The following is a 24,559-nucleotide window of genomic DNA, read 5'->3' as shown; positions in this document are numbered from 1 at the left end:
GGAGAACTGACTTAAGCAGACGATCTCTATAGTTGTGCTCAATTCATTGGCTTCCAGTTTCCCGAAGGAATAAAGGCAGCCCAGTAGTAGGGATGCTGATATTTCTGACTCCTGAGCATTTCTAGCTGAGTCTGACGCAATGCTTCGCTACGCCCCGCCTGCTGCAGTAAGCGCTGATAGTATTTCACCATCAGGTCTTTGGTGCCCACATCATCCACTTTCCAGAGGCTGAGCACCTGACTTTCAGACCCTGCCATCACGAACGCTCGACGGAGACCATAAACGCCTTCACCGTTAGCGACATCACCCAATCCGGTTTCACAGGCAGACAGAACAACGAGCTGGGTCCCGCGCAAATTCAGACCCGTTGCTTCTAAAGCGGTGAAAATACCATCCTCTTCGCCGCTACGACGGGTGTTTGCGCCAGCAAGGGCTAAACCTGAGCGCAGCAGTGGGTTCTCGTAGGATTTCTGCGTTGTCTTCGGACGAGCTACTGAAGAAATGATACTAATGCCGGCTCGATCAGCGCTGGGATTTAAAGCGGCCTCTAGATCGGTCTCTAAAAAGAAACCGTGGGTGGCGATGTGAAGAATTCGAGGGGATTTGACTTGTTTGAGGATATTCTCAGTGGCTTGGTCTGCGGTCAAAAGAGTCGCTTTCGGCAACAGCCTATGGAGCTGGGCCGCTTCCTGCTGAGTACCAGGGAGGGGACCGAACGTGAGATTCAGATCGCGGGAGCCGCGATTCTTGTTTGCGATCGCACCTTTGGCAATGGCCCCTGACTTTTGGTAGTCAGGGTTGGCCATAATGAGCGGCGGCTGAAGGCTAGATTTTGCCGCTGTTGACTGTAAACGCAGCAGGTCTCGACCAGAGGACAGATACGTGATGTCGTAGGTCTCGACAAGGTATTGATTGTTTTCATCAACGAGTGCGGCAAAAGAGATTAGGTTCAGTTGACTATCGGGAGAGAGCAGAAGCTGACGGGTATTGCCTAACTTCGCTCGAATGGGCTGCATCACTTGCTGATCAAGGCGACGAGCAATTGCTTGAATGGTAATTGAGCGAGATTCAAGAGCCGTGCGGAACTGAAAGATAGACTGGTCGATCGGTTCTGCTTCGCCAAGATCGACCCACTGCACTTGCCCCTCGGCCCTGAGGATGTAGGCTGCATAATGAGGAGCCTGCCACTGTTCGACTTGACGACGTGCCCGGGTATTGTAAGGGCGATATCGGATCAGCTCAACGAGGGCAGCATGGGCAGGTAGCTGTTGCTGAATGGCTGCGATTGTGACGGGTTGGTTTTCCGTGCGAAACTCGATACTCCGACGGGCAAGCTGCTCTTCGAGTGCTTCTTCCTGATCTTTGAAGAAGCGAATAAGATCTTGATCCAGCGCGCTCTGGCCTCCAGTATTTTTTAGCATCAACGTTGCGTATTGAGATCGCGCCTTCTGAAGACGATCAAACAGCGTTTGATCTGCGGGTGTTAGGTCTTGGCGCAAGCTCTGGAAACTATCGGTTAGTGCTGCAAGAATACGCCCTTTGCGCTGTAAAACTGTCCTAAAGGCAAGTTGTGCGGACTGTAGATTACGGGGAGATTGCTGCAGATGATTAGAGATGGTGGCATTTGTCTTCCGAGACAACGTTTTGATATAGGAGCGTTTCTTCGCTTCCGACCCAATCGATAGAACTGACTTTAAATTTTGTTCTTCAATCGCAATTGCCTGTTTTAGCACCTCGTAGGTACGAGTCGTTTTATCCTGAGCCTGGTAGAGCCACGCCAGATTGCTGAAGGCATTTGCAACCCAAGGATGAGTGGGGCCAAAAGCCGACTGATAGATGTCCAGTGCCTCTCGAAACAGTGATTCCGCTTTGTCATACTGGGCCTGCCCCCGATACAGCCATGCCAGACCACTTAAACTATTGGCCACTCGCGGATGTTGGTCTCCCACCGTTTTTCTCTGGATGCGGAGCGCGCGCTGATACATCGGTTCTGCTTTCCTATAGTTATCTTGCTTACTGTAGAGCTGCGCTAGATTTTGGAGATCTGTGGCAATCTTGGGATGATCTGCGCCTAAGACTTTTTCGTTAATGCGAAGCGCCCTTTGATGTAGAGGTTCTGCCCTTGCGTAGTCTTCCTGACTGCTGTACAGAATTGCAAGATTATTGAGGCTCACGGCAACGCTAGGATGATTGGGACCCAGCGCTTTTTCACTAATCTCCAATGCCTGCTGGTAGAGCGCTTCTCCTTTGCGGTAGTTCCCGAGATTTGTATAGTGATAGGCAAGGTTATTGAGACTCGTAGCGACGCTAGGATGATCGACACCCAGGTTTTCTTTATAAATCTTGAGTGCGCGTTGGTGGAGCAACTCTGCTTGACCGTTGTTTCCGAGCTCGGTCTGCAGCACGGCTAGATTACTCAGACTCGCGGCAATTCTCAAATGTTCAGGGCCTAGAGCCTGTTCGTAAATGCCGATCGTGCGCTGAAAAAGGGATTTTGCCTGTGTATAGTCACCTATGTCAAAATATACGCCTGCTAAATTGTTCAAGCTGACGGCGACCTTAGGATGATATGCCCCTAACAGAGCCTCACTAACTTGTATCGATCTTTGAAATAGAGATATTGCTCTTTCATATTGCCCCTGATCAGAATAGAGCAGCGCCAAATTGTTGAGGCTGGTCGCGACGAGAATATGGCGAGGACCCAATACATTTTCGCGTAGCTTCAGGACTCTTTCAGCCAGGGGGAGCGCTTTGCCGTACTGCCCTTTTCGACGAAGCTCGATGACCTGTGTACTGCTCTCCTTTGCTATGGACAGATCGCGTCGCTGTCTCGGGTTCAGATCGTCTGGGACTGATTGTCCAGTCGTTCCGGACGTGGGCTTAGGTGCTTGCGCGTATTGATTATCCGACTCTTGCTCTGCGATCGCCCGCTCCAGTTGCTGTGAGTTGAGGTCACGAGAGGTAAGAGCTGAAGAGAAGCGTTCATGCTCCTTGAACTCAATTGCTCTCAGCGGTGGCTGGCTGCGTAGAGCGTCATCCACCCTAAAACGTGGGCTGGAGCCTAATTGAGGCGAATCTAAGCGATAGGCCCTGGCATTGTTCAGGCCCCATTGGCCCTCAATACCCATCAGTAGGCAGAGAGAGGGGGCAAGCAATCGAGGAAGTCGGTAGAGGCGACACGGAAGCCAATGCATAAGGGTTTCGGAGCGTTCGGATTACGTATTAATGAGTATGATGCAATGGACGCAATATCAGAGTGTTGGTTGCAGATCTAGTAACCACTTATCGAGCCCAGTTGGCTCGATCCTTATAGATATGGCTGTACGATTGCATCAGCTCTGCTACGGTTGGAGGAAAATGAGGCAAAATTTTCTCAGGAACTCAGTATGCCGTCAACTGCAGTACAAAGCACCGTACACGATGCAGCACAAAAGCTCAGAGCACTCACCCACCGAGATATCCAAACAAGTTGGGGCATTCGCTCAGGTGATTTGCCCCATTCTGAGTCGCTGAGTGCTGAGCACTGGAGTTCTTGGGAGCAGGCGACACTCAACGATCGAGAACACATCGCTTGGCCCGCGAGCCAGCAGATTCTGTGGCTAGGTCAAACTATCGTTGTTCCATCAGCACTCCAGATCTACCCGCTAAAGGACTGCATTCTTCGGTTAGATCTAAGGTGGTGGGCTGAGGTCGCAGAGATCTTTGTCAATGGCAAGCGAGTGCAGGAGGGTGATCTCTATGATTGCTTTGGCCGTATTTTACTCAGCCAGAAGGTCACGCCAGGGGATGCAATTTCTGTCGCATTGCGGCTGGTGAGCCCAGGACATGATCCGGGGGCGCTGGTGCGATCTCAACTCATCTACGAACCCCCAAACCTCATCGACCCTGGAATGGTGGCCGACGAACTAGAGGTTCTCCACAGCTACCTGACCACCTTCAAGCCTGAAGATCTGCCCAAACTATCAGAAGCCGCTCAAACAATTGACTGGACTCTCCTGAAAGATCCAACAGCACTGAGCGAGAACCTGCATCAGCTACGCCAAGCCCTGGAACCCTGGCAGTCGTGGCTTAAGCAAAAACGCATCAACTGGATTGGTCATGCCCACCTCGATATGGCTTGGCTGTGGCCGGTGGCCGAAACCTGGGAGGCTGCCGAACGCACCTTCAAATCTGTTCTTAAGCTCCAAGCTGAATTCCCGGAGCTAATCTACTGCCACTCTTCTCCGGCACTTTATGCCTGGATGGAAGACAACCGCCCAGAGATTTTTCAGCAAATCAAAGAGCGCGTCACCGAGGGCAGTTGGGAGATCGCTGCTGGACTGTGGATTGAGCCAGAATTCAACCTGATTAGCGGCGAAGCGCTGGTCCGGCAGGTTCTCTATGGTCAACGCTATGCTCAGGAAAAATTCGGAGTGCTCAGCGCCACCGCTTGGCTACCGGACAGTTTCGGCTTTTGCTGGCAGTTGCCTCAAATTCTGAAGCAGGGCGGCATCGACTATTTCGTCACCCAAAAGCTTCGCTGGAACGATACAACTGAGTTTCCCTACGAGATTTTTAAATGGAAGTCGCCCGACGGCACTGAAATTTTCAGCCTCACGCTGCCGCCCATTGGTGAGAGTATTACCCCGGTGAAGATGGCCGATTACGCGCAAAGGTGGGAGTTATCCACAGGTGTGGAAAACTGTCTCTGGCTCCCTGGGGTAGGGGATCACGGCGGTGGACCCACGAAGGATATGCTAGAAGTGGCGCGGCGGTGGCAGCAATCCCCAGTTTTTCCACAGCTTGAGCCGACAACGGCGGAGCAGCTCTGTCGGCAGGTAGAAGCGGAAGCCCAAGATGTACCGGTTTGGGATGATGAGCTATACCTAGAATTCCATCGGGGCTGCTATACGAGCCATGCCGATCAGAAGCGCTACAACCGTCGCTGTGAGCATTTACTGACGGAAGCAGAGCTGTTTAGCTCGATCGCAACCCTCCTCACCGACTGCCCCTATCCAAAGGCAGAATTAGAGCAAGCCTGGAAAAAGGTTTTGTTTAATCAGTTTCACGACATTTTGCCCGGTTCGGCTATCCCTGAAGTGTTTGAAGACGCCAACCGAGACTGGGAAGCGGCGGAGCAGACGGCGATGCAGTGTATTGATGGGGCTTTGGATGCGATCTCATCTCAAATCAATTTGCCCACGCCACCGACCACAGATGCAGTTCCGATTATCGTCTTCAACTCTCTAAACTGGCAGCGTTCAGAACTAGCGAGCGTTCAGCTCCCAGCAGCCCCCAGCCAATGGCAAATCAAAGATTGCACGGGTGCCGTTGTCCCTAGCCAGCATCACCGGGAAAACACCCTCTTGTTTACGGCTACCGATATCCCCAGCGTGGGCTATCAGCTCTACTGGCTTTGCCCCACCGATGCTCCACCCGAGGAACGGTCTATTCCTGAAGATTGGGTACTTGAGAATGCGGTATTGAAAGTCACCGTCAGCCCTGAAACAGGCGATCTAGAGCAGGTCTATGACAAGCAAAACCAGCGGCAAGTCCTCTCTGGTCCCGGCAATCACCTGCAGTTTTTTACCGACCAAGGCCAATATTGGGATGCCTGGAATATTGATCCTGACTACGCCAATCATCAACTGCCTGGAGCCAAACTAGAGTCGATTGAGTGGGTGAGTATTGGACCGCTACGGCAGAGTATTCGGGTGATACGCTCCATCGGCCAATCTCAGTTTTGCCAGGACTACGTGCTAGAGCAGAATGCTCCCTTACTGAAAATAGAGACTACGGTGGATTGGCAGGAGCGACAGGTATTGGTGAAAGCCGCATTCCCGCTGACGGTGCAGTCAGAGTTTGCCACCTACGAAATTCCCTGTGGTGCCATTAAGCGACCGACGTTGCCGAACCCCAAGCCCCTCAGCGAAGCCGAGCAAGCGAAGTGGGAGGTGCCTGCACTTCATTGGGCTGATCTATCGGATCGAAGCTATGGCGTCAGTTTGCTCAATGATTGTAAGTATGGCTATGACGCTCAGCCTGACCAGCTCCGGCTGACGCTGCTGCGGAGTCCCAACTGGCCGGATTTGGGTTGCGATCGCGGTCATCATCAATTCACGTATACGTTGTATATCCATGAAGGAACTTGGCAATCCGCACACACGGTCCATCGTGGCTATGAGCTGAACCGAGGGTTGCGGGCAACGGTACTGCCAACCGCCCCTATTTCATCTAGCACTCAACTCTCACCATTGGGACAGTTCCTCTCTTTAGAGGCAGAAAATCTAATCCTAATGGCAGTTAAGCCGGATGAAAGCATTCCTGGGCAGTTAATTCTGCGCTGTTATGAGTGTCACGGCGAATTTGCTCAGATGCAGTGCAATAACTCTCTCAAGTTGACGGTTCAGCAGTCAGTTGATTTATTAGAGCGCCCCCTAACTCAAGTTAAGCAACCGCTTAGAGTTAGACCTTGGCAAATTTGTTCTTGGGTACTGGATACCGAACCCAAGATTGAACCCAAGTAAGTTTGCTAGATTTCATCTAATCCCATTTTTCTTGTAGCTGTTATCTTTCAAGGCCAAGACATCACTTGGAGCCATTTAGAACAGCCATAAACATCAAAAAACATCGATCCTATTGTCATTTATTTTTGTAACAGCGTGCATATATTTACACGGCAATAGAGACATGAAAACAATAGGTTATTAAATAGATTCGAGAATATAAATCTCACAGGGGAACAAGACTATATTTAAGATACCTTGGGCCATTTTTGCATAAACTACTCAAGCAAAAAATGAACCATGAGTTTTCTTTCATAGAAGAAGCCCAACTTTTCCTTTAGGAATAAGTCATCCAGCCTATTTAGCATTTTCTGCATACTAGCAAGAGTGCCTTTTCTTGCTAGAGGATTTCTATTTTTAACATTAAAGAAAGAGGTTACTATGCTTTTGTCAACCTTCGAATTGCTTCTCAATGCCTCACAGTTACCTAGAGAAATTATGGGAGTTCCTCCTGCTGACTTAGAAGTATTTGAACCCGTTAGTAGAAGTATATTACAAGGGTATTTTCTGACGATTTCAAACTTAGAGGATAGAAGTCTCTTATTGGATATTCTATTCACGGTAGAAACGAATGCAGCTAATGATGAAGACAGCTTTGAGTCTATGACCGCCAGCTCTTTCTTTGACTCAGAGGGTGTAAATCAACCCGTTACGATTACTGCAGTAGATGCGAATACCCATTCAATTATGGTAAAGCTTCTCCCTCATGATACGGGTTTACTTCTAGTGCAACCGAATCCTTTTCTGCTGCTCAAACCACTAAATACAAGTGAGATTGAAATTCGGGGATATGTCGAAGCTAACGTCCTTCAATCATCTGAAGATTGTCATCGACCGGCTAAAGTCTTATTGACGCCAGAGCAGCGGGGTACATTTTATCAGTTAGATGTGCCAACTAACCCTGATGGAACGATTGATCGAAAAGCAGATTTAGCGCTCTCGGGAAATCAAAAGCTAGACCAAATTGCCTATTCTATACCGACCGCCAGCGGAGGGAGTTTGTTCGAATTTTCGAAGCGAGAGTAACCCGATGATGTTGCCTTCCGTAATAGACCACAGTGAAGGGCATCAATGTATAGAACTTTAAAAAAGTGAAAATGACTGAGAACGGGATGGATTGTTCTGTCTTTAACAGTTCATCCCCGATTCTTCTACTAAAAAGATTATCTAGCACTCAACCCTTTTCTTTTACGTGAATTTCAGCTCAGTAAATCAGCAAAGTACAGAAGCCTCGCCCCAAGAGCATCGAAAGCACCTGCTCTTCATTGGGCCGTTGTATAGGGCCAAGGTGCAGCGTTAGCGCAGCTTAGTCAGCCTGATTTAACGCTGCGGGGGTGGAGCGAATAGCTCGATGCATCACTTTAAGTACAGCTCCAGTTCTGTCTGGATGTACTCAAGATATTTGTCAGGTTCAAGCTCTGCGACGCTTTCATAGTATGAGATGTTCTCACACTCAGCAACGACGAACTCTCCATCGCTCCAGATTTCGACTTCAAAAGGATCATCATCGATAATTTCTCGCCGCACCCACTCTTTAAAGTGATGCTGTGCAAGCGCGGCTAATTGCCCAAGGGATTGCAGAGGATGCGTCAGGCTATGTTCGAAAGTCATGTCTATCTCCAGTTCATGGAGTGAGCCTGTTGTTTTGTCAGCTCACCTGTCTTGCCTCTAAGCATGATGGGGCAACCTGAAACGCCTCTAAACGCAAACCATAGCCTCACTGAAATTAACCTGAGCATTGGGTGAGAGGTCGAAACGATCTGCAGGCACTGAGTAGCCAAAACTTATAAGAGGAGCTTGAGAGCCGAAAACTTTACCTCTATTGGACTAGGCAGCTTGGCACAATCCCTCCAATTCCTCAACTCCTTTCGTAAACCTCGCTCTACAGTCAGATAGACACACAAATTCTGCCATTTGGCTGCGCAGTCTCCAAAGTTATCCACTTCATCAATCACTCGACAGACCCGACCTGCGGCCTTAAAGTCACCAAAACCTAGAATTGGGAAAGATCGATGCTTGACGGACCGATGACTCTGCTCGGCTAGATTAGCAGCACAAGCTCAAGTGAACAGTGAATGTCTTGCAAGCTCAGGCATGCAGTAAGCATTGAAACTCATTGAAAGTTTTGGGATGTCACAAAATCGTTTTTCCGCCATCTACAACAAGCGATGCACCATGTAGCAATGCTGGAGCATCGCTTGCTAGGTATAGTGCCACTTGCGCAATTTCTTCTGGATATCCTAAACGTCCAATGGGTATGGTTTCTATTCCGGCAGATCTGGCTTGGGTGGGGGACTCAGCTTGTTCAAACTCTTGCTGCAGCATGGGTGTGTCAACAGGGCCGGGACAAAGAGCATTAATACGGATATTGTCCTGTGCGTATTCAAGGGCTAGGGCGCGGGTCAGAGACAGGACGGCTCCTTTGCTGGCGCAGTAGGCGGCATAGAGTGGCTGAGCCACGATCGCAAGTTCAGAGGCGGTATTAATAATTACGCCACTTCCTTGGGCCTGCATAATTGGCAGCACCTGCTGGCACAGCAGATAAACAGCCTGAAAGTTGACGGCCATGATCTTTGTCAACGTAGCGCTATCGGTCTCAGTGAAGGGGGCAATGATGGATATACCTGCATTATTGTATAGGATATCGATGCGAGGGTCTCCGACCGGCCTGCGGCCATCACACAATCTCTGACATTCTTCGACCACCTGTATACAATCTCTTTCTTGGGACAAGTCAGCCGGATGAAAGTGAAAGCGATCGCCCCAAGATTCCAGATCTTCAGCGACAGAGGCACCAAGGTCAGAATTATGATCTACGCCAAAAACGGTGGCCCCGGCTTCACAGAAAAGTTGAGCCGCAGCTCGACCAATCCCAGAGCCGATGCCCGTAATCAGAGCGACTTTACCATCGAGTTTTCCCATAGATCGTTATGTCCATCCACAGTACGATTCACCTTATGGTAGTGACTTGTTGGGCGATTCTACACCTGTTGAACTGAATGTTTAGTCATACCGAGTACTAGCTTGGGCACCTCATCAGTCTTATTTTTCTGCCTACACCACTTGATTCTCTGACAGCCCTAACCCATAGACGGCAAAAGCACGACAGCGCGAATCTCTAGGATCAGCCCTTCGATGGCCAGATCGGTGATGCCAATGGCCGTCCAAGCTGGATTCCAATCGCCAAAGAACTTCTTTTTCTCTGCACTTACTAACGGCAAATGCTCCCGTAAGCCGACATGATAGGTTGTGATATCGACAACATCCCGTGGGTTAGCGGGAACAGCCTTGAGAATCTCTCCCAGATTGGCAAAGGCACGCACGATCTGCGTTTCCGAATTATCACTCACGCCACCGTCTTCTTCCACCCCAACCTGACCGGAAATGAAGGCAAAGTTGCCAGATGCTGTCACGCCGGGAACGTAATCAAAGGCTTCGTAGGTAGCTTTGTGATGATCGGTTTTGATCCATTGCGGTTGCATGACTGAATACCCTTGATTCGTTAGACAGTTGAATTTTTTGATAGAGCAGGCACAACGGTCGTATTGAGCGGTTGCCAGCATTTCTGGGACCACACTAAGATCTTTCTTCAATCCGCTCCAAAACACATGTTAGAGGGTATCGAAGGAATGCGACCCCCAAGAACAAAATCTTCTTGAAGCGGATCTCAACTCTGATTGTTTCTCTACTTTATACGTCTGCGAACTCAGACAGAATCGACACCGGGTCGCTAGATCTATTGCTTCTATGGAATGAAAAACTGGGTTTCCTCACCATGCAATTAACCTAACTGTGCCTCATACTACAATTGCCTGATGTCATAACAGGTTAAGAAGTTACCAATCACCCGTGAGCTGGGCATCTGCTGTGACTTCAGTGCAAATGAACACCCTGAGTTGGGTCGAGTATCAAGCTCGACTACAGGAAAACGATCTGGTTGTTTTTTTACCCTGTGGCGCACTAGAGCAGCATGGTCCTCATTTGCCTTTAGGGACTGATGGGTTGCTGAGTGGTGCGATCGCAACCACAATCGCAAAGCGCGTCAACGGCCTCGTTGCCCCGCCCCTCAGCTACGGTTACAAATCCCAGCCCAAATCCGGCGGCGGTCAACATTTTCCCGGCACCACTAGCCTCGACGGTCACAGCCTCAGTCAAATCACCCGTGACCTCGTGCGCGAATTTGCCCGCCAAGGCATCACGAATCTAGTGATTGTCGATGGACATTATGAAAACCAGTGGTTCCTCACCGAAGGCATCGACCTAGCGCTGCGGGATGTGGGTGCCTCAACGCCTCTGAAGATTATGCGCCTTGAGTATTGGGACTTCTGTACTGAAGAGACCCTGGCGACCGTATTCCCCAAAGGGTTTCCGGGCTTTGCTTTAGAACATGCGGCTGTGATTGAGACCTCCCTGATGCTGCATTTCTACCCAGAGCTAGTGAAGCTGGACCTGATTCCTGACATTGACCCTGTTGATTTCCCGCCCTATGACCTGTACCCCACTTGCCAGGACTGGGTGCCGCTCTCAGGAGTGCTCTCGTCTGCCCAGGGTGCCACTGCTGCCAAAGGTGAATTGATCGCGACTCAAGTGGCCGATCGCATCGCTGTTGCCGTTAAAGCTGAGTTTCAAAATAGAGGAGTGAACTGCTGATGAATATTCCATCTCGAAATTGGACCCGCCGCAATGTTCTTTGGCTCATGACAGGTGCGATCGCAGGTGTCGGGCTCCATGCCTGTGGTTCATCCCCTGAGACTTCTGCTGACAGCGAAACCGCACCGGATGTGGCCACGGGAGACTCAATGAAGGCCGTCATGGGGATAACCACCTGGATTGGCAACACACCCGCCTACATTGCCCTAGAGAAAGGATTCTTCAAAGAACTGGGTCTTGATCTAGAACTCAAGGTCTTTGATACCGTGGCTCAAGGCTTCTCTAGCTTTATTGCAGGGCAGCTAGATGGCTTGGCTCCTGTGACCTCTGAAGCAGTTCTATTGGCAGCCAAGGATGTGGACTTCAAGGTCGTCACTGTTGAAGATACATCCATCGGTGCCGACGCCATTCTGGCTCGCAACAAAATCGGCAGCATTCAGGATTTTAAGGGTCAGCAAATTGGCGTTGAACTGGGCGGTATTGGTCACTTCTTTGTGCTTCAGGTTTTGGCAGAGGCAGGCTTGACGGAGCAGGATGTCACCTTGGTTAACACGCCACCGGATGCAGCGGCGGCAGCCTACCAGGCGGGCAACTTGGATATTGTGTATACATACTCTCCGTTCAGCGATAAGGCCAACGCGGCTCAGAAAGACGGACGCAGCATTTATACATCGAAGCAAATGCCGACTGCGATCGCAGACTTATACATCTTCAGCGCAAAGTACACCGAAGCCAACCCCGAAGCCGTTGCCGCCTTTGTCGAAGGCAACTTCAAAGGCTTAGAGTTCCTGAACAGCAACCGGGAAGAGGGGCTTGCCATCATGGCAAAACAGCTCAAGATTACCCCTGAAGAGTTGGATGAACAGCTCCAGGGAATTCAAATGCCCGATGTAGCTACCAACATTGAGATGCTGGGCAATCCTGATAGCCCGGACTATATGCTCAAACCCATGCAGGAGCTAGCGAAGTTTCTCAAAGAGCAGGGACAAATTCCTAAAGAGCCTGATTTTACCGATGTATTGGACCCGCAGTTCGTCAAAGCGTTAGGCTAACCAACTGTGATAGGGAGCACCAAGATTCCTACTGATTGGGTGAGGGTCACTAGCCACCCCCATCCGTTTCCGCTTTGCCTGTCCCAGACAGCTCTGCTCGTTATCGATATGCAAAAGGATTTTTGCCATCCAGACGGGTTTTCAGGGTCTGTGTTGGGAGCTGATCTCACTGCTGCACAGGCCATTATTCCTAAGATTCAGGCCGTATTAGATTGGGCGAGACAGCGAACTGTCCCTATTATCTATACCCGCGAAAGTCATCACCCTGACGGTTCGGATCTTTCTCCTAGCAAGCGACTGCGATATCAGAATGCAGGCTATCCCGTGGGTAGTGCGGGTCAGCTAGGGCGCTTCTTAGTGCAGGGGGAAGCGGGGACAGAGATCTTAGACGAACTGCAACCCGCTGCTGAAGATTGGGTTTTGGATAAACCGGCTCAGTCTGCTTTTGTCGGGACTGAGTTGGAAGAGGGATTGCGGAGTCGCAACATCACCCATCTCCTCATAACCGGCGTAACCACACAATGCTGTGTCTTGGGTACCTACCGTCAGGCCAGCGACTTGGGGTTTTATGCCCTACTGCTTGAGGATTGCTGTGCAGCGTTCAGTGAAGCAGAGCATCAGGCTGCGGTTGACGTTCTGCTGAGTGAACAGGGAGCTGTGGGCTGGGTCAGCACTTCGGCAGAATTGCAAAAGGTTAACTGAGAGCCAGGGGCTTACCATCACTTCGCTGACATCAGATGCAGATGAAAAAACGTTTCACTGCGCTCCTAATCACAAGTCTTCAAGGCGATCGCAAAAATACAGCTTATACAATGTACATCGCACCTCAACCTCATTCCCCTTCAGCCGCACCAATCCCAAACTATGCAGCATGAACCCCTGCTCTGGCTTGATCCGTACCGGCTCTGATGCTTGCGCGACTGTTTTCATTGCGATCGCAAGTTCAGGATGCGCCTGCAAGTGCGACCATAAGTCCCGCAGATGCTGAGCATAGGGACCGGCCTCAGTGGGCGCTATCTCCATCAAAGTCTTGATGCTGCCATCCGGCTGCACCTTCAGATACTCAATCGCCTGCTGAATTAGATAAGGATGCCCCCCCACCATTTCGGTTAACGTCTGGAGATCGCCCGTCGATAGTTGTCCTTCGACCAGTGATGCAGCTTGATCGTCAGTAAACTCAGCTAGCTCAACTGCCAGCCCCACATTGAACGGTGAGCGATTAACGTTCAGCGTTGGATATACATCGGTGGAGTGGGCCATCACCAGGCGCAACTTTTGCCAGTCTTCGATAATTCGCGCATCTTCATACCAGGCTCTCAGCAAACTGAAGAAATTAGAGGCCACTTCTCCGTAGGGAAATAGGCGATCGGCGTTGTCGAGGGCTAAGACGATGGGGCGATCGCAACTCTCTAAAATACATTCCTCAAAATATTCGGTGCAGCTCGTGTTGCTGCCCAACCCTTCATCCCAATAGTCATCAATGGAACTATCGAGCTTGAGTTTCCGAGTGACTCGACTGCTGAAAAACTTCAAAAAGCGATCTAGATCCTGGAGTACCGCCTCTTCAATCCGCATCAAATTAATCGGAACAGTATGGTAATCCTGCTGCTGAGCGTAGCTAAGAATGTGCTCCAGCAGCCAAGTTTTTCCCATCTTTTTCGGGGCTTTAATCCGAATCAAGGCACCGGGCTTCAAAATCGCTTCAAAGCACTGAGCCTCAGTTGGGGGACGCTCCAGATACAAAGGCTCGGGCTTCGAGACTTCAGACGCAGAGGGCCGGGGAGTCGGTGCTGATGCTAACCACTGTCGCTCCAGCGCCCCTCGGAAGTTTCGCTTGGTGACTTTTTCGCCGCTAGCCTGAGAGAGTTTACTCCAGAGCGTAAAACCCACATCGCTATTGATGTATTCCGTTGAGTAGCCATACTGTTCAGCAATATCGCTATAGCTCTTGCCTTCCCAGGAACCTTGTAAAACTAAGATTTCGACGTCGCTCAGGTATCTGCTGGTGCTGTCAAACATGAGGCGATCTGCGATCTGCTTTGCGATCGCCCATGTAAATTCAGATCCTAAATCCATCTAAAACGTTGAGTCCCGAAACCCCTGGACCCATCATAGCCCCTTATATCTGAACGCCTAGTAGAATCTCAACGCCCCCAGGCGGCACCTCCAACTAGTCAAACTTCTTGAGCTGCTCCAATGTCCCGTCTGCTGTCACGACTGCATATCGATACTGCCGAGGAGCCATCGTCCAAAAGTTCTGGAGTCGCGAATCGTTCGCGGGTACGTTGATCTCAAAGTAGCCCTGCTCAGGAACCCACGCGATCCACCATTCCTGCGCGGCTCGTTGAATCCCTATCGTTTGCCAGAACTTCATGCGCACTGATTGCTCTGCTGCTGCAGTAATCGGAATGCTTACATTGCGCCAATGAGGTTGGTCGGCGTTTCTCAGCATTTCAGCGGTGACGTTTTGCTGGGATGCTGGACTATTCTTGATTAGCCTTTGGAAATAGTAGCTGTAGCGAGCTTTTTCTGTCATTAGCGTCGTGCGGGTACAGCCGTCATAGGGCACAGAAATCAGCCGACCATCGTAGGTGTACACCTCGTAGGGTGAGAGAGCACCAATCCCAGGATGCTTCAGGGCGTCGGTTTGCTCTTGAGGCGTTAGCAGGTCAAACCAGTTACTGTCGTACTCCAGGTACAGGCGATCTAGAACCTGTTTTTTCTGTGGCCCCGTCAAGCGCTCAAACTCAGGGGTCAAGGTAATGCGATTTTCACTGAGTTCTCCGTAGGGCCGTTCTGTTCCCCAACTATATTGGGTTGCAGTCTCAAGCTCGTTCCACACCCTCTCCATTACGGGACGAACTAATGTGATGTCAGCGATGCGATCGCTGCAGTTTGCCTGGGCTGGAGAAAGACAGGTCAACAGAGTAGCTGGCGTTAGCAGCCAAAGAATTGCTTTAGACGTTATTTTCATTGGTTTTGAGATGGATAGGACTTAAAGGGAGCAATTATTGCCACCCGCTCAGTGGGCAGGAGACTGATAAATTGCAATGGACCCAATTGCTGCGTGATCGCGGTAGTTTTGCGTTTGCTGATAGCTAGCCCGCTGTTCGTCCTCGGGATAGAGACCCGCAAAATCAGTCAGCGTCCATTGATTAGAGCGAATCCAAACTCTTGTCCCCGAAGTTGTAGAGAATGGCCCCTTCGCAAAATCGATAGATTCACGGCTTTCACTCTCATAGTTATAGGCCAATGTTGCAGCACCGTAATGCGAGACGGCCTCTTTGAGCAGCGTTCCAGGACCAACACCTTCTGCCGTCTGGTACAAAGGATTTCGAGCAATAATCCACTTAATCCTAGACTGATCAAAAATAGGAGATGTCTTAGCATTCTCAGAATCGAAGGCTAGATCATACTGGACCTCTCCACCGAAACTCACTCTTGCCCCAGAGGGCAAATCAACACCTAACTGAGTAGGTTCAAGTTTGGCATTAGAAGGCAAGACTTGCCGAAGCTCTGCCAACGTCATTCCCAGCTTAGCGGGACCAACGCTTGTCGCGGTAATGAGCTTGTCTGCAGAGGGCGATCGCACCCCCAAATCTTTGCAGCCGTTCTCTACACCATCTTCAAAAACAGAGGAAACCAGTTTCAGCTGATAACCATCCCAGTGGTGTTGCGAAGACTGAATGCAGCTCCCTGCACCGTTGAGCTTGTAATCGTTGTATAAAACATTTGTCTTTTTATCCAATGTTGGATACCCAGCTAGCGAGAGACCTGAATGTTTGATCTCAAACTGATTATTGACGCCCTCAACCAAAATAAATTCATAGGCCCCTTGGTAAGCCGCCGTGAAACATAAAACATTGACTAGATATTGACCTTGACCGTTGCTAAAGACCTCAGTCGCCCTTGGTTCTGTGTGGTCAATACTGTCTTGACAAAGCCCCAGCTTTTGCTTCTGCTGCAGAATTTGATTAAAAATAACCGACTTTTGCAGATCGTCCACCAGTCGCGTAGCAGGCTGACCTGACGGTAGCGTTAGTGCTACAGACTCTGCTGTATCCTCGGAGGATTGGGCTGTCGCTGATTCTGCAGTAGGCGTTTGCAGTTGAGTTGATTGCTTCGCTTCAATCGATTTGCAAGAGAGCAGACTGCTGCAGAGAATAACAGCCCCGAGAATTCTAAACTGATTATTTTTCATGAGATAAACCTAATAATTGCGTTGATTTCACAGGCTCACCAACCTTGAAGCCGAAGAGCCTGAATTTAATGACAAAGTTCTTGAGCGTAAACTTGAGATCCGCGACCAGACTGGCAAACCCATGACTTCTGCAGGTCAGCAACGACCCAGTTCCCATCAGCATCTTTCTGCAACTGAAGCGTATATCGGTGGCCTCGGACAGAGTCATCGGCAAATCCTTCTTCCGTAATCGTGACCACAGATCGTTGTGGATTTTCAAGGGTTTCATTCTCTGCAATAATTTCTCGGCGACGACCGAAGCCACCTCCCTGAGAACGAACGGTCTCCAGTGCGACTTCAATCAGATCGTTGACTTTCAGTTTGTCAACGGGGCCAAAACGTTGCACAACACTTCGGGTATGCGGGTTCTTCTGAGCAACAGAATATTTGGGTACTGAGGGAGGAGTAATGGGTGTTGTGCCACCGTCGCACCCGAGCCTGAGTCCGGGTAGCTCAATGCAAAAAGCATGGGCCGGTGCATGGGTGAAAGTTGTAACTGCAGCCAGACTTAAAGCGGTAGTTGCAGTGAGAAGCAAACCTTTTTTGACTAGATTATGAGCGATTACTTGAGATGTTTTCATCCTATTTGTCCTAGTTATAAATAAAGATTGGTGGAGTCGAATTGATATATTCGCTTGACAATCTCAATCTTCGTAGAACTAAGAAGAAACCTCAATGGGACAAAATAGGGTGTCACAAGCCTAGTTTGTGGAGGGCTAAGCAAGAACATTGGGTTTCATTGGGCGAAGGTCTACGTCGCGAGAACAAGAGACGTTGTCCGCTGTTGGTCCATCTCCAGCTAGAAGCCAGCTAGAAGCCGGAACACCCACCTTTCATCACTCAACGCGGGGCTAGGCTCCCAATGCGCGACAAGAGAGCGGTGCTAAATGCGTTAATGTTTCAGAGGTGTCTGATCTACAACCTTTCGCTCAAACCGAGACGCATATTCATTTTGATCCAAGTTAGCTACAGTCTGGAGATGCGATGACCTCCGGTCGGCCTTCGCAAACCTAATCCAACTCCTCTGGACCTGCAGTGATGCCCATCATTTATTAGCCACGATCTCTAAAGCAGATTTTTGGCCGCTGCCCTGAAGCCAACGCGGACTGTAGGGTCCTGTTGCAGGGATTTTAGGAAATGCTATGTCTGGCTTTGAAGCTTGGATACGGCAACACTATAATTAGTGTCTGTTTTGATGATTGCAACAGAATCAATGCATGATGTTGCGACCTAGCCCTGATAAATACTTAGCCACTTCTTATCGTTTTCTTCAAATTCCACCTAGGTTAAATAGCCATGCCCCGTTCGCTGAAAGCCCATCAAGGTCGTTTGCAGACCCTTCGGATCGCTATTAAGCGCAACGGGTTTCTGACTCAGCGTGCTGTATCTGAAAGAGCGGGCTATTCTCTAGCAACCGTCAAAAAATTCTTAAGTGGTAAACCCGTAGACTTTGCCACATTCACCGAACTCTGCACAGTGCTCAATCTAGAATGGGAAGAAATAGCCGATTTAGACCTGGAGCTACCGAAAAAAACTAGCTCACCGATTGTCCAGAGAGAAAATCGCCAAACTGCTAAAGACAGTGCTAGAGAGGACTCTGCTCAGCGCAATACGGAGCAAGCATCTGCATCCCAAGACACTCAAGACTGGGGTGAAGCGATTGATAGTTCTGTCTTCTTTGGGCGTGAGCAGACGCTAGCAACCTTAGAAGGTTGGCTTGTTCAGGAGCGATGTCGTCTTGTGGCGCTCTGTGGCATCGGCGGCATTGGGAAGACGACACTGAGTGCAAAGCTGGCGCATCGCGTCGCAGATCGTTTTGACTATTTAATATGGCGCAGTCTGAAAAATGCACCGCCGGTTCAAGAGATACTAGCGAGCATTCTTAACTTTTTTATAGAGCGGCCAACGGTTCATCTAATTGGCAATGAAGTCGCTGAAAGTTTTGACGCTCAGCTGTTACAGCTGATGAACTGCCTGCGTAATGAGCGCTGCTTAATTGTTCTTGACAATATTGAATCGCTTTTTGGGGAAGGCGATCGTGCAGGTACTTACCTCTCAGGATATGAAGGCTATGGTCAACTGCTTAGAACCCTGAGTGAAACCGACCATAACAGCAGCATTTTGCTGACCTCGCGTGAGCTACCCAAGGAGATCTCAGTTCAAGTTGGCGAAACATCTCCGATCCGCAGCTTGCAGCTCTCAGGCCTTTCTACGGCTGAAGGGCAAGCGCTGATCCATGCAACCGGCCAAGTCAATAGCCCATTTATAGGCACTGAGGCTGAGTGGAATCAGCTCGTAAAAGTCTATAGTGGCAATCCACTTGCCCTCAAGATTATCGCAGCGTCAGTCAGAGACTACTTCGACGGGAGCCTTTCTGCTTTCTTGGAGCTGGCGCAGCAAGATTTATTCATTTTTGGTGATATTAAACAGCTGCTGGCGCAGCAAATGAAACGACTGCCTGCCATGGAGCGGGACATCATGTATTGGCTGGCGGTCAACCGAGAGCCGGTGGTGTGGCGAACGCTTCAACTAGATATGGTTGAGACAGTGCCGCTTAACAAGCTGTTGCAGGCCATAGACTCTTTAGAGCGACGCTCGTTGCTGGAAAAAAATGGCTCTCGCATCACTCAGCAAGCGGTGATCATGGACTACTTTACGGGAGAGCTAATTGACCGAGTCTGTGAGGAGGTTCGCAGTCAAACGCCTGATCAACTACGTTCTTACGGGCTAGTTAAGGCAAATAGTGGTGACCACATCTATCAAGCTCAAATTCGGCTAATTTTAGCTCCCATTATGTCGAAGCTACAGACAGAATGGTCGTCGACAGAAGCCTTAGCCTCAACACTAACTGCAAGTCTTGAGCCAGTGCAGAGGCTGCCAACACGCGATCTTAGCTATTTAGGCAGCAATGTCCTGACCCTCTTGCATCATCTAGGGATCGACCTGCAGGGCTACGACTTTTCAAACCTCACCCTTCGCCAAACCTCGCTTCAGGGACTGACCCTACACAACGTCAATTTTTCTGGGTCGGATCTGTCTGACTCGATTTTTAATCAGCCCTTCGGCAGCATCCGCGCGATGGCCTTCAGAGCTGAAGACAACGCACTCGCAACAGGCGACACGAACGGCGAGATCTGGCTTTGGCGATCGCAATTGCCATCCGCCGCATCACCAGGGTCTATTGCCGATATTTGCTCGCACATCTCTACGTTTGAAGGACATCAAAACTGGGTGTGCTCAGTTGTGTTCAGTCCCGACGGAATGCAGCTAGCCAGCGCTAGCGCTGATCGAACCGTGCGACTGTGGGATGTGAACACAGGTGAGTGCCTACACATTTTAGAAGGACATCAGAACTGGGTGATGTCGGTCGCCTTTAGCCCTGATGGAAAACTGCTAGCCAGCGGTAGCGCCGATCGCACCGTGCGACTGTGGGATGTGAACACAGGTGAATGCCTACGGGTTTTAGAAGGACATAGGCACGGCATTTGGTCCGTTGCGTTTGCCCCTAACGGAGGCTACCTGGCCAGCGGCAGCGCCGATTCTACTATCAAGCTATGGGCATCACCTACGGGTGAATGCCTAAACACACTCATCGATCACAAGCATGGTGTATGGTCAGTGGCCTTTAGCGCCGATGGCACCCAACTAGCCAGCGGTAGTGCGGACCAAACCATTCGTCTGTGGGATATGCCTTCAGGGCAGTGTCTGCAGACATTAAACGGTCATCAAAACTGGATTTGGATGGTGGCCTTTAGCCCCGATGGAACTCAGCTAGCCAGCGGTAGCGCAGACCAAACGGTTCGCTTGTGGGATGTGCAAACGCAACAGTGTTTGCGTGTTTTAACTGGGCATAGCAATTGGGTGTGGTCGGTCGCCTTTAGTTCAGACGGTAACTATTTGACCAGCGGCAGCGAAGATCGCACTCTGCGGCTTTGGCATCTTGGAAATGGCCAATGCCTAAAGTCGCTGCAGGGAAGCGGAAACTGGGTGTGGGCACTGGCGTTTAGTCCAGACGGCAGTCAGCTTGCGAGCGGACAGGGCGATCGCAACATCTATCTATGGGATATGCAGGCTGCTGATCTAGAAAACGCATCAGAACCCCTCAGCGGCGTGCAGGAGGCAATCTGGTCTGTAGCCTTCAGCCCCAGCGGACAGCAATTAGCAAGTGGGAACGAAGAAGGGGACGTGCATCTGTGGCAGCTCAATAAGCAGCAATCGCACTGCCACTTCTCAGGCCATACAAAATCGGTCTGGTCAGTTGCTTTTGACCCATCTGGCAGCCTCTTAGCCAGCGGCAGTGCCGATCAGACCATCAAACTATGGAACGTAGACAGGGGCAACTGTCAGCAAACGCTAACGGGCCATCGGCATTGGGTCAGCTCAGTCGCCTTCCATCCTCAGAAGAATCTGCTAGCCAGCGGCTCATACGATCGCACTATCAAGCTCTGGGATTTGAATACCTACGACTGCATAGATACCTGGGAAGGCCACACCAGCGGGCTCTGGTGCATTGCCTTTTCACCCACAGGAGACTTTCTCGTCAGCAGCAGCATGGACCAAACAATAAGGCTTTGGGACACGAGTACGGGAACGTGTGAACAGGTGTTCCAAGACCATGAGAACTGGGTGATCTCCGTCGCGGTAAGCCCAGATGGAAAGTGGATTGCCAGCGGTAGCGCCGATCGCACCGTCCGCCTATGGAACACTCAGACGCGTGAGCCTGTCCATATCTTGAAAGGACACATGAATAGCATCTGGTCCGTTGCGTTTAGCCCTGATGGACGGACGCTGGCCAGCGGCAGTGATGATAAGACAATTCGTTTGTGGTCAATCAACACGGGTAAATGCCTGAAGACTATCAAAAATAAAGAACCCTATGATGGGATGAATATTGCGGGCGTTGAAGGACTGACAGAGTCTGAAATCTCGACATTGCAACAGCTAGGGGCTATCGATGCTTCTGCAGAGAACTAGAATTTCCTTGATTTTTTAAACGACGATATCTGGCATTGTAAGGATAGATATGAAGACACTGTCATCAGTGGCTGTTTCAATCTTGGTGGCAGAATTTTTTAGCCTGCATACACGCATATTTCCGAGGTCAGCTATTCGATGCAAATTCATGACATGAGTGATGATCGGACCGCAGCGTCAGGACTCCAAGTGTTGTGGATGACCTGGTTAATTTCTACTCTGCTATTGCTGGGCGTGGGGGGAACTTTGTTCTTTGCACCTGGGATAGCCCAAGGTTATTGGCCCTGGTCACTGGCACCTTTTAACACTCGGCTGCTAGGTGCGGTTTATCTCAGCGCTGCGATTCCATTAATCAGCTATCTCATTCGCCCCCGAATGGACAATCTGCAATTAGTGCTGCCCATCTTTACCTGCTTCACGACTTACTTTCTGTTGGTGTCGATGGGATATCGCAGCAGCTTTCTAGCTCGCAAGTCCTCGTCTATCTGGTTTTTCCTATACGGGGCAGATAGCGCTGTTGGTCTGTTCTACTGCTGGCGATTACGCCACTACCTGTTGCACTCAGGGGGTTTAGTGCGCTTCGTTAAGCTATATCAGTTTCAGGCGATCTTTCTCAGCCTGTCTGGCCTGGGTCTGCTTCTGGCACCGCTGTTGGGTATGCAGTTCTGGATGTGGCCCTTAGATTCGTTTCATTCACACTTGTACAGCGGTGTATTTCTTGGGGGTGCGTTAGGGATGGGACTGCTAGGCGCTCACTCTACACATGTCGGACGCATCGCCCTAGGCGTCACGCAGGCATTTCTTGGGGTTGCGATCGCATCAGGAAACTGGCTAGTCGATCAACAGGTGAACAAATTGGCTTGGAATACTATCTGGCCTTGGTTTTGGCAGTTTGCCTTCCTTGTTTTTGGGGCATTAGGAGGCTATCTTGCGATTCAAGAGCTGCGTGCGCCTAAACCTCTAAAACCTGAGCCATGAATTGATTAGATCTGACAGCAAATGAGTGTGATGCATTCGCTGTCAGATCTAATCCCAGGTGGCGCTTGCCACCCGGAGAGGCAGACATCAAAACACGAAGTTGTCGGCGCTGAGGTCATTAACGTCAAACGAATCCAGCGTGATCGTTGTACCGGCCAGATCGTTAATCACCGCATTGCCGCCCACTGACGTAATGTGATTATTGAACAGGTCCGCAGCGTCAGAGATGCCGCTGATGCCCGCGAGATCGATCACCTCGGCAGACGCGAAGTCAAGGATGATATTGGCTCCGTTGTTGTCCTCAAAGATGAACGTGTCGTTGCCGCCGCCGCCCGTGAGTTCATCGTCGCCAGCGCCGCCAACGAGGATGTCATTACCAGCGCTGCCAAAGAGTACATCTCTGCCCGCACCGCCGATGAGGGTGTCACGACCCGCGCCGCCGATCAGGGTGTCGTTACCATTCCCGCCATTGAGCAGGTCATTGCCACCTTGACCGAGGAGCTCATCGCTGTTGTCCTGACCATTGAGGATGTCACTCCCCGCACCACCGATGAGGGTGTCATTACCAACTCCACCATTGAGGAGGTCATTGCCACCTTGACCGAGAATCTCATCGCTGTTGCCCTGGCCGTTGAGGGTGTCACTGCCCGTGCCGCCTATGAGGGTGTCATTACCCGTTCCACCATTGAGGAGGTCATTGCCACCTTGACCGAAGAGTTCATCGCTGTTGCCTTGGCCATTGAGGGTGTCATTACCATTCCCGCCCTCAAGGAGGTCGTTGCCGTTGCCGCCATTGAGGAGGTCATTGCCGCTTTGGCCGAAGAGTTCATCGCTGTTGCCCTGTCCATTGAGGGTGTCATTGCCCGCGCCGCCTTCGAGGGTGTCGTTGCCGTTCTCGCCGGAGAGTTCGTTGTCATCACCGTTGCCCACCAGGTTGTCATTGCCCTCGTCACCGCGGATGTTGAGATCGTTGAATAATATCGAGACGTTATCGTCAATATCGTTAGCAGTCACTAGATCCAAGTCGCCATCGCGATCTAAGTCTTCTGCGACGATTGAGAATGGTTCATTTCCCACCGCAAAGGTAGATGGCGCCCCAAAGCCCCCATTACCATCACCTAACAGTACTGAGACGTTCTCGTCTACCAGGTTCGCAGTGGCCAGATCTAAGTTGCCATCCCCATTCAAGTCACCGACTGTGACGGAGAATACACTACCTCCCGCAGCAAAGGTAGATTGAGGCGAAAAACCACCATTACCATCGCCCAATAGCACGGAGACATCGGCACTCGTCTCATTTGCTGTCACCAGATCTAAGTTGCCATCTCCATCAAAGTCTCCGATGGCGACTGTCTCTGGCTCATCTCCCACCGCAAAGGTCAATTGAGGTGCAAATCCTCCGTTACCATCGCCCAACAGCACTGAGACTGTGTCATCATCCTCGTTAGCCGCCACCAAATCTAAGTTGCCATCTCCATCTAAGTCTCCGATGGCGACTGACTCTGGCTCATCTCCCACCGCAAAGGTCAATTGAGGTGCAAATCCTCCATTGCCATCCCCCAGCAGCACTGAGACTGTGTCATCATCCTCGTTAGCCGCCACCAAATCTAAGTTGCCATCTCCATCTAAGTCCCCGATGGCAACTGACTCTGGAGAATCTCCCACCGCAAAGGTAGATTGAGGCGCAAAACCACCACTGCCATCCCCCAACAGCACTGAGACAGTGTCATCACTCTCGTTAGACGTCACCAGATCCAAATTGCCATCTCCATTAAAGTCCCCGATGGCGACGTCTTCTGGGTCATCTCCCACCGTAAAGGTAGATTGAGGCGCAAAACCACCACGACCATCGCCCAATAGTACTGAGACAGTGCCATCATTCTGGTTAGACGTCACCAGATCTAAGTTGCCATCCCCATTCAAGTCCCCGATGGCGACTGACTCTGGTCTATCGCCCACATCGAAGTTAGCTGCCTCTTGAAATGTCGCCATGATAATTTCCTTCTCTAGAATCAATTTTTTGTGAATCACTCAAACCCCATCTGCATTGCTTCTGGGGGTAATTTACCGCTCGGGTCGCAGATTTGACCCCGGATGAAAAATTCAGGCTCGTCAATATC

At 50.5% G+C, this 24,559-nt stretch carries 16 protein-coding genes; 7 read left to right on the top strand and 9 right to left on the bottom strand.

Annotated elements, in window-relative coordinates; genetic code table 11:
- Positions 1–38: 38 nt before the first annotated feature.
- On the bottom strand, positions 39–3,194 hold the full coding sequence (locus C1752_RS09460; RefSeq protein WP_110985799.1) for a CHAT domain-containing tetratricopeptide repeat protein: 3,156 nt from the start codon (positions 3,192–3,194) through the stop codon (positions 39–41).
- A 192-nt stretch (positions 3,195–3,386) separates the two neighbouring features.
- Between C1752_RS09460 and C1752_RS09455 the strand changes: the two genes are divergently transcribed.
- Both C1752_RS09455 and C1752_RS09450 read left to right on the top strand, forming a co-directional pair.
- A complete protein-coding gene (locus C1752_RS09455) occupies positions 3,387–6,506 on the top strand; it encodes an alpha-mannosidase (RefSeq protein ID WP_110985798.1) in 3,120 nt (1,039 codons plus the stop codon).
- Positions 6,507–6,926: 420 nt separating this feature from the next.
- Positions 6,927–7,571 (top strand): hypothetical protein, encoded by a 645-nt coding sequence (locus tag C1752_RS09450; protein WP_110985797.1) that lies wholly within the window; start codon positions 6,927–6,929, stop codon positions 7,569–7,571.
- 330 nt (positions 7,572–7,901) lie between these two features.
- Here the strand turns inward: C1752_RS09450 and C1752_RS09445 are convergent, their stop codons facing one another.
- The 3 genes from C1752_RS09445 to C1752_RS09435 all read right to left on the bottom strand — a co-directional run bounded on the left by C1752_RS09445 (position 7,902) and on the right by C1752_RS09435 (position 10,027).
- Positions 7,902–8,156: a hypothetical protein gene (locus C1752_RS09445; protein ID WP_110985796.1), complete on the bottom strand. Its 255-nt coding sequence runs from the start codon at positions 8,154–8,156 to the stop codon at positions 7,902–7,904.
- A 522-nt stretch (positions 8,157–8,678) separates the two neighbouring features.
- Positions 8,679–9,467, bottom strand: coding sequence for an SDR family NAD(P)-dependent oxidoreductase (locus tag C1752_RS09440; protein WP_110985795.1), 789 nt, complete (start codon positions 9,465–9,467; stop codon positions 8,679–8,681).
- A 158-nt stretch (positions 9,468–9,625) separates the two neighbouring features.
- Positions 9,626–10,027 (bottom strand): Rid family hydrolase, encoded by a 402-nt coding sequence (locus C1752_RS09435; protein WP_158535049.1) that lies wholly within the window; start codon positions 10,025–10,027, stop codon positions 9,626–9,628.
- Positions 10,028–10,427: 400 nt separating this feature from the next.
- On the opposite strand from C1752_RS09435, the gene C1752_RS09430 reads away from it, so the two are divergent.
- The 3 genes from C1752_RS09430 to C1752_RS09420 are packed head-to-tail and all read left to right on the top strand — an operon-like array spanning position 10,428 to position 12,949.
- Complete coding sequence (locus tag C1752_RS09430) at positions 10,428–11,195, top strand: creatininase (RefSeq protein ID WP_110985793.1); 768 nt, start codon at positions 10,428–10,430, stop codon at positions 11,193–11,195.
- Positions 11,195–12,247: an ABC transporter substrate-binding protein gene (locus C1752_RS09425; RefSeq protein ID WP_110985792.1), complete on the top strand. Its 1,053-nt coding sequence runs from the start codon at positions 11,195–11,197 to the stop codon at positions 12,245–12,247. The genes C1752_RS09430 and C1752_RS09425 overlap by 1 nt, the downstream gene beginning before the upstream one ends.
- Positions 12,248–12,253: 6 nt before the next feature.
- Positions 12,254–12,949, top strand: a complete 696-nt coding sequence (locus C1752_RS09420; protein ID WP_110985791.1) for a cysteine hydrolase family protein — start codon at positions 12,254–12,256, stop codon at positions 12,947–12,949.
- A gap of 69 nt (positions 12,950–13,018) precedes the next feature.
- Here C1752_RS09420 and C1752_RS09415 read toward each other — a convergent pair whose 3' ends face one another.
- The 4 genes from C1752_RS09415 to C1752_RS09400 form a co-directional block, all read right to left on the bottom strand.
- The gene (locus C1752_RS09415) at positions 13,019–14,323 is read right to left on the bottom strand and encodes an AAA-like domain-containing protein (RefSeq protein ID WP_110985790.1); all 1,305 of its coding nucleotides are present in this window, start codon (positions 14,321–14,323) and stop codon (positions 13,019–13,021) included.
- Between the two features lie 94 nt (positions 14,324–14,417).
- A complete protein-coding gene (locus C1752_RS09410) occupies positions 14,418–15,221 on the bottom strand; it encodes a hypothetical protein (protein ID WP_199464335.1) in 804 nt (267 codons plus the stop codon).
- Positions 15,222–15,269: 48 nt separating this feature from the next.
- Positions 15,270–16,448, bottom strand: coding sequence for a hypothetical protein (locus C1752_RS09405; protein ID WP_110985789.1), 1,179 nt, complete (start codon positions 16,446–16,448; stop codon positions 15,270–15,272).
- Positions 16,449–16,513: 65 nt separating this feature from the next.
- Positions 16,514–17,068 carry a hypothetical protein gene (locus C1752_RS09400; RefSeq protein ID WP_110985788.1) on the bottom strand — a complete coding sequence of 185 codons (555 nt, stop codon included), beginning with the start codon at positions 17,066–17,068 and terminating at the stop codon, positions 16,514–16,516.
- Between the two features lie 715 nt (positions 17,069–17,783).
- Here C1752_RS09400 and C1752_RS09395 point away from each other — a divergent pair.
- Together C1752_RS09395 and C1752_RS09390 are read left to right on the top strand one after the other, a co-directional pair.
- A complete protein-coding gene (locus C1752_RS09395) occupies positions 17,784–21,461 on the top strand; it encodes a WD40 domain-containing protein (RefSeq protein ID WP_110985787.1) in 3,678 nt (1,225 codons plus the stop codon).
- Positions 21,462–21,599: 138 nt separating this feature from the next.
- Positions 21,600–22,439 carry a hypothetical protein gene (locus tag C1752_RS09390; RefSeq protein ID WP_110985786.1) on the top strand — a complete coding sequence of 280 codons (840 nt, stop codon included), beginning with the start codon at positions 21,600–21,602 and terminating at the stop codon, positions 22,437–22,439.
- A gap of 87 nt (positions 22,440–22,526) precedes the next feature.
- Here the strand turns inward: C1752_RS09390 and C1752_RS09385 are convergent, their stop codons facing one another.
- On the bottom strand, positions 22,527–24,431 hold the full coding sequence (locus C1752_RS09385) for an FG-GAP-like repeat-containing protein (protein ID WP_146242309.1): 1,905 nt from the start codon (positions 24,429–24,431) through the stop codon (positions 22,527–22,529).
- Positions 24,432–24,559 lie beyond the last annotated feature (128 nt).

The sequence above is a fragment of the Acaryochloris thomasi RCC1774 genome, assembly GCF_003231495.1.
Classification (GTDB): domain Bacteria; phylum Cyanobacteriota; class Cyanobacteriia; order Thermosynechococcales; family Thermosynechococcaceae; genus RCC1774.
Note: the sequence above shows the minus strand (reverse complement) of the source record. Positions and strands in the feature narration are given on the sequence as shown.

Excerpts from the sequence above, each read along its gene's own strand:
- C1752_RS09400 (WP_110985788.1), bottom strand. The coding sequence starts at position 17,068 with ATGAAAACATCTCAAGTAATCGCTCATAATCTAGTCAAAAAAGGTTTG.
- C1752_RS09395 (WP_110985787.1), top strand. The coding sequence starts at position 17,784 with ATGCCCCGTTCGCTGAAAGCCCATCAAGGTCGTTTGCAGACCCTTCGG.
- C1752_RS09430 (WP_110985793.1), top strand. The coding sequence starts at position 10,428 with ATGAACACCCTGAGTTGGGTCGAGTATCAAGCTCGACTACAGGAAAAC.
- C1752_RS09450 (WP_110985797.1), top strand. The coding sequence starts at position 6,927 with ATGCTTTTGTCAACCTTCGAATTGCTTCTCAATGCCTCACAGTTACCT.
- C1752_RS09390 (WP_110985786.1), top strand. The coding sequence starts at position 21,600 with ATGCAAATTCATGACATGAGTGATGATCGGACCGCAGCGTCAGGACTC.
- C1752_RS09445 (WP_110985796.1), bottom strand. The coding sequence starts at position 8,156 with ATGACTTTCGAACATAGCCTGACGCATCCTCTGCAATCCCTTGGGCAA.
- C1752_RS09425 (WP_110985792.1), top strand. The coding sequence starts at position 11,195 with ATGAATATTCCATCTCGAAATTGGACCCGCCGCAATGTTCTTTGGCTC.
- C1752_RS09435 (WP_158535049.1), bottom strand. The coding sequence starts at position 10,027 with ATGCAACCGCAATGGATCAAAACCGATCATCACAAAGCTACCTACGAA.
- C1752_RS09460 (WP_110985799.1), bottom strand. The coding sequence starts at position 3,194 with ATGCATTGGCTTCCGTGTCGCCTCTACCGACTTCCTCGATTGCTTGCC.
- C1752_RS09415 (WP_110985790.1), bottom strand. The coding sequence starts at position 14,323 with ATGGATTTAGGATCTGAATTTACATGGGCGATCGCAAAGCAGATCGCA.
- C1752_RS09405 (WP_110985789.1), bottom strand. The coding sequence starts at position 16,448 with ATGAAAAATAATCAGTTTAGAATTCTCGGGGCTGTTATTCTCTGCAGC.
- C1752_RS09455 (WP_110985798.1), top strand. The coding sequence starts at position 3,387 with ATGCCGTCAACTGCAGTACAAAGCACCGTACACGATGCAGCACAAAAG.
- C1752_RS09385 (WP_146242309.1), bottom strand. The coding sequence starts at position 24,431 with ATGGCGACATTTCAAGAGGCAGCTAACTTCGATGTGGGCGATAGACCA.
- C1752_RS09440 (WP_110985795.1), bottom strand. The coding sequence starts at position 9,467 with ATGGGAAAACTCGATGGTAAAGTCGCTCTGATTACGGGCATCGGCTCT.
- C1752_RS09410 (WP_199464335.1), bottom strand. The coding sequence starts at position 15,221 with ATGAAAATAACGTCTAAAGCAATTCTTTGGCTGCTAACGCCAGCTACT.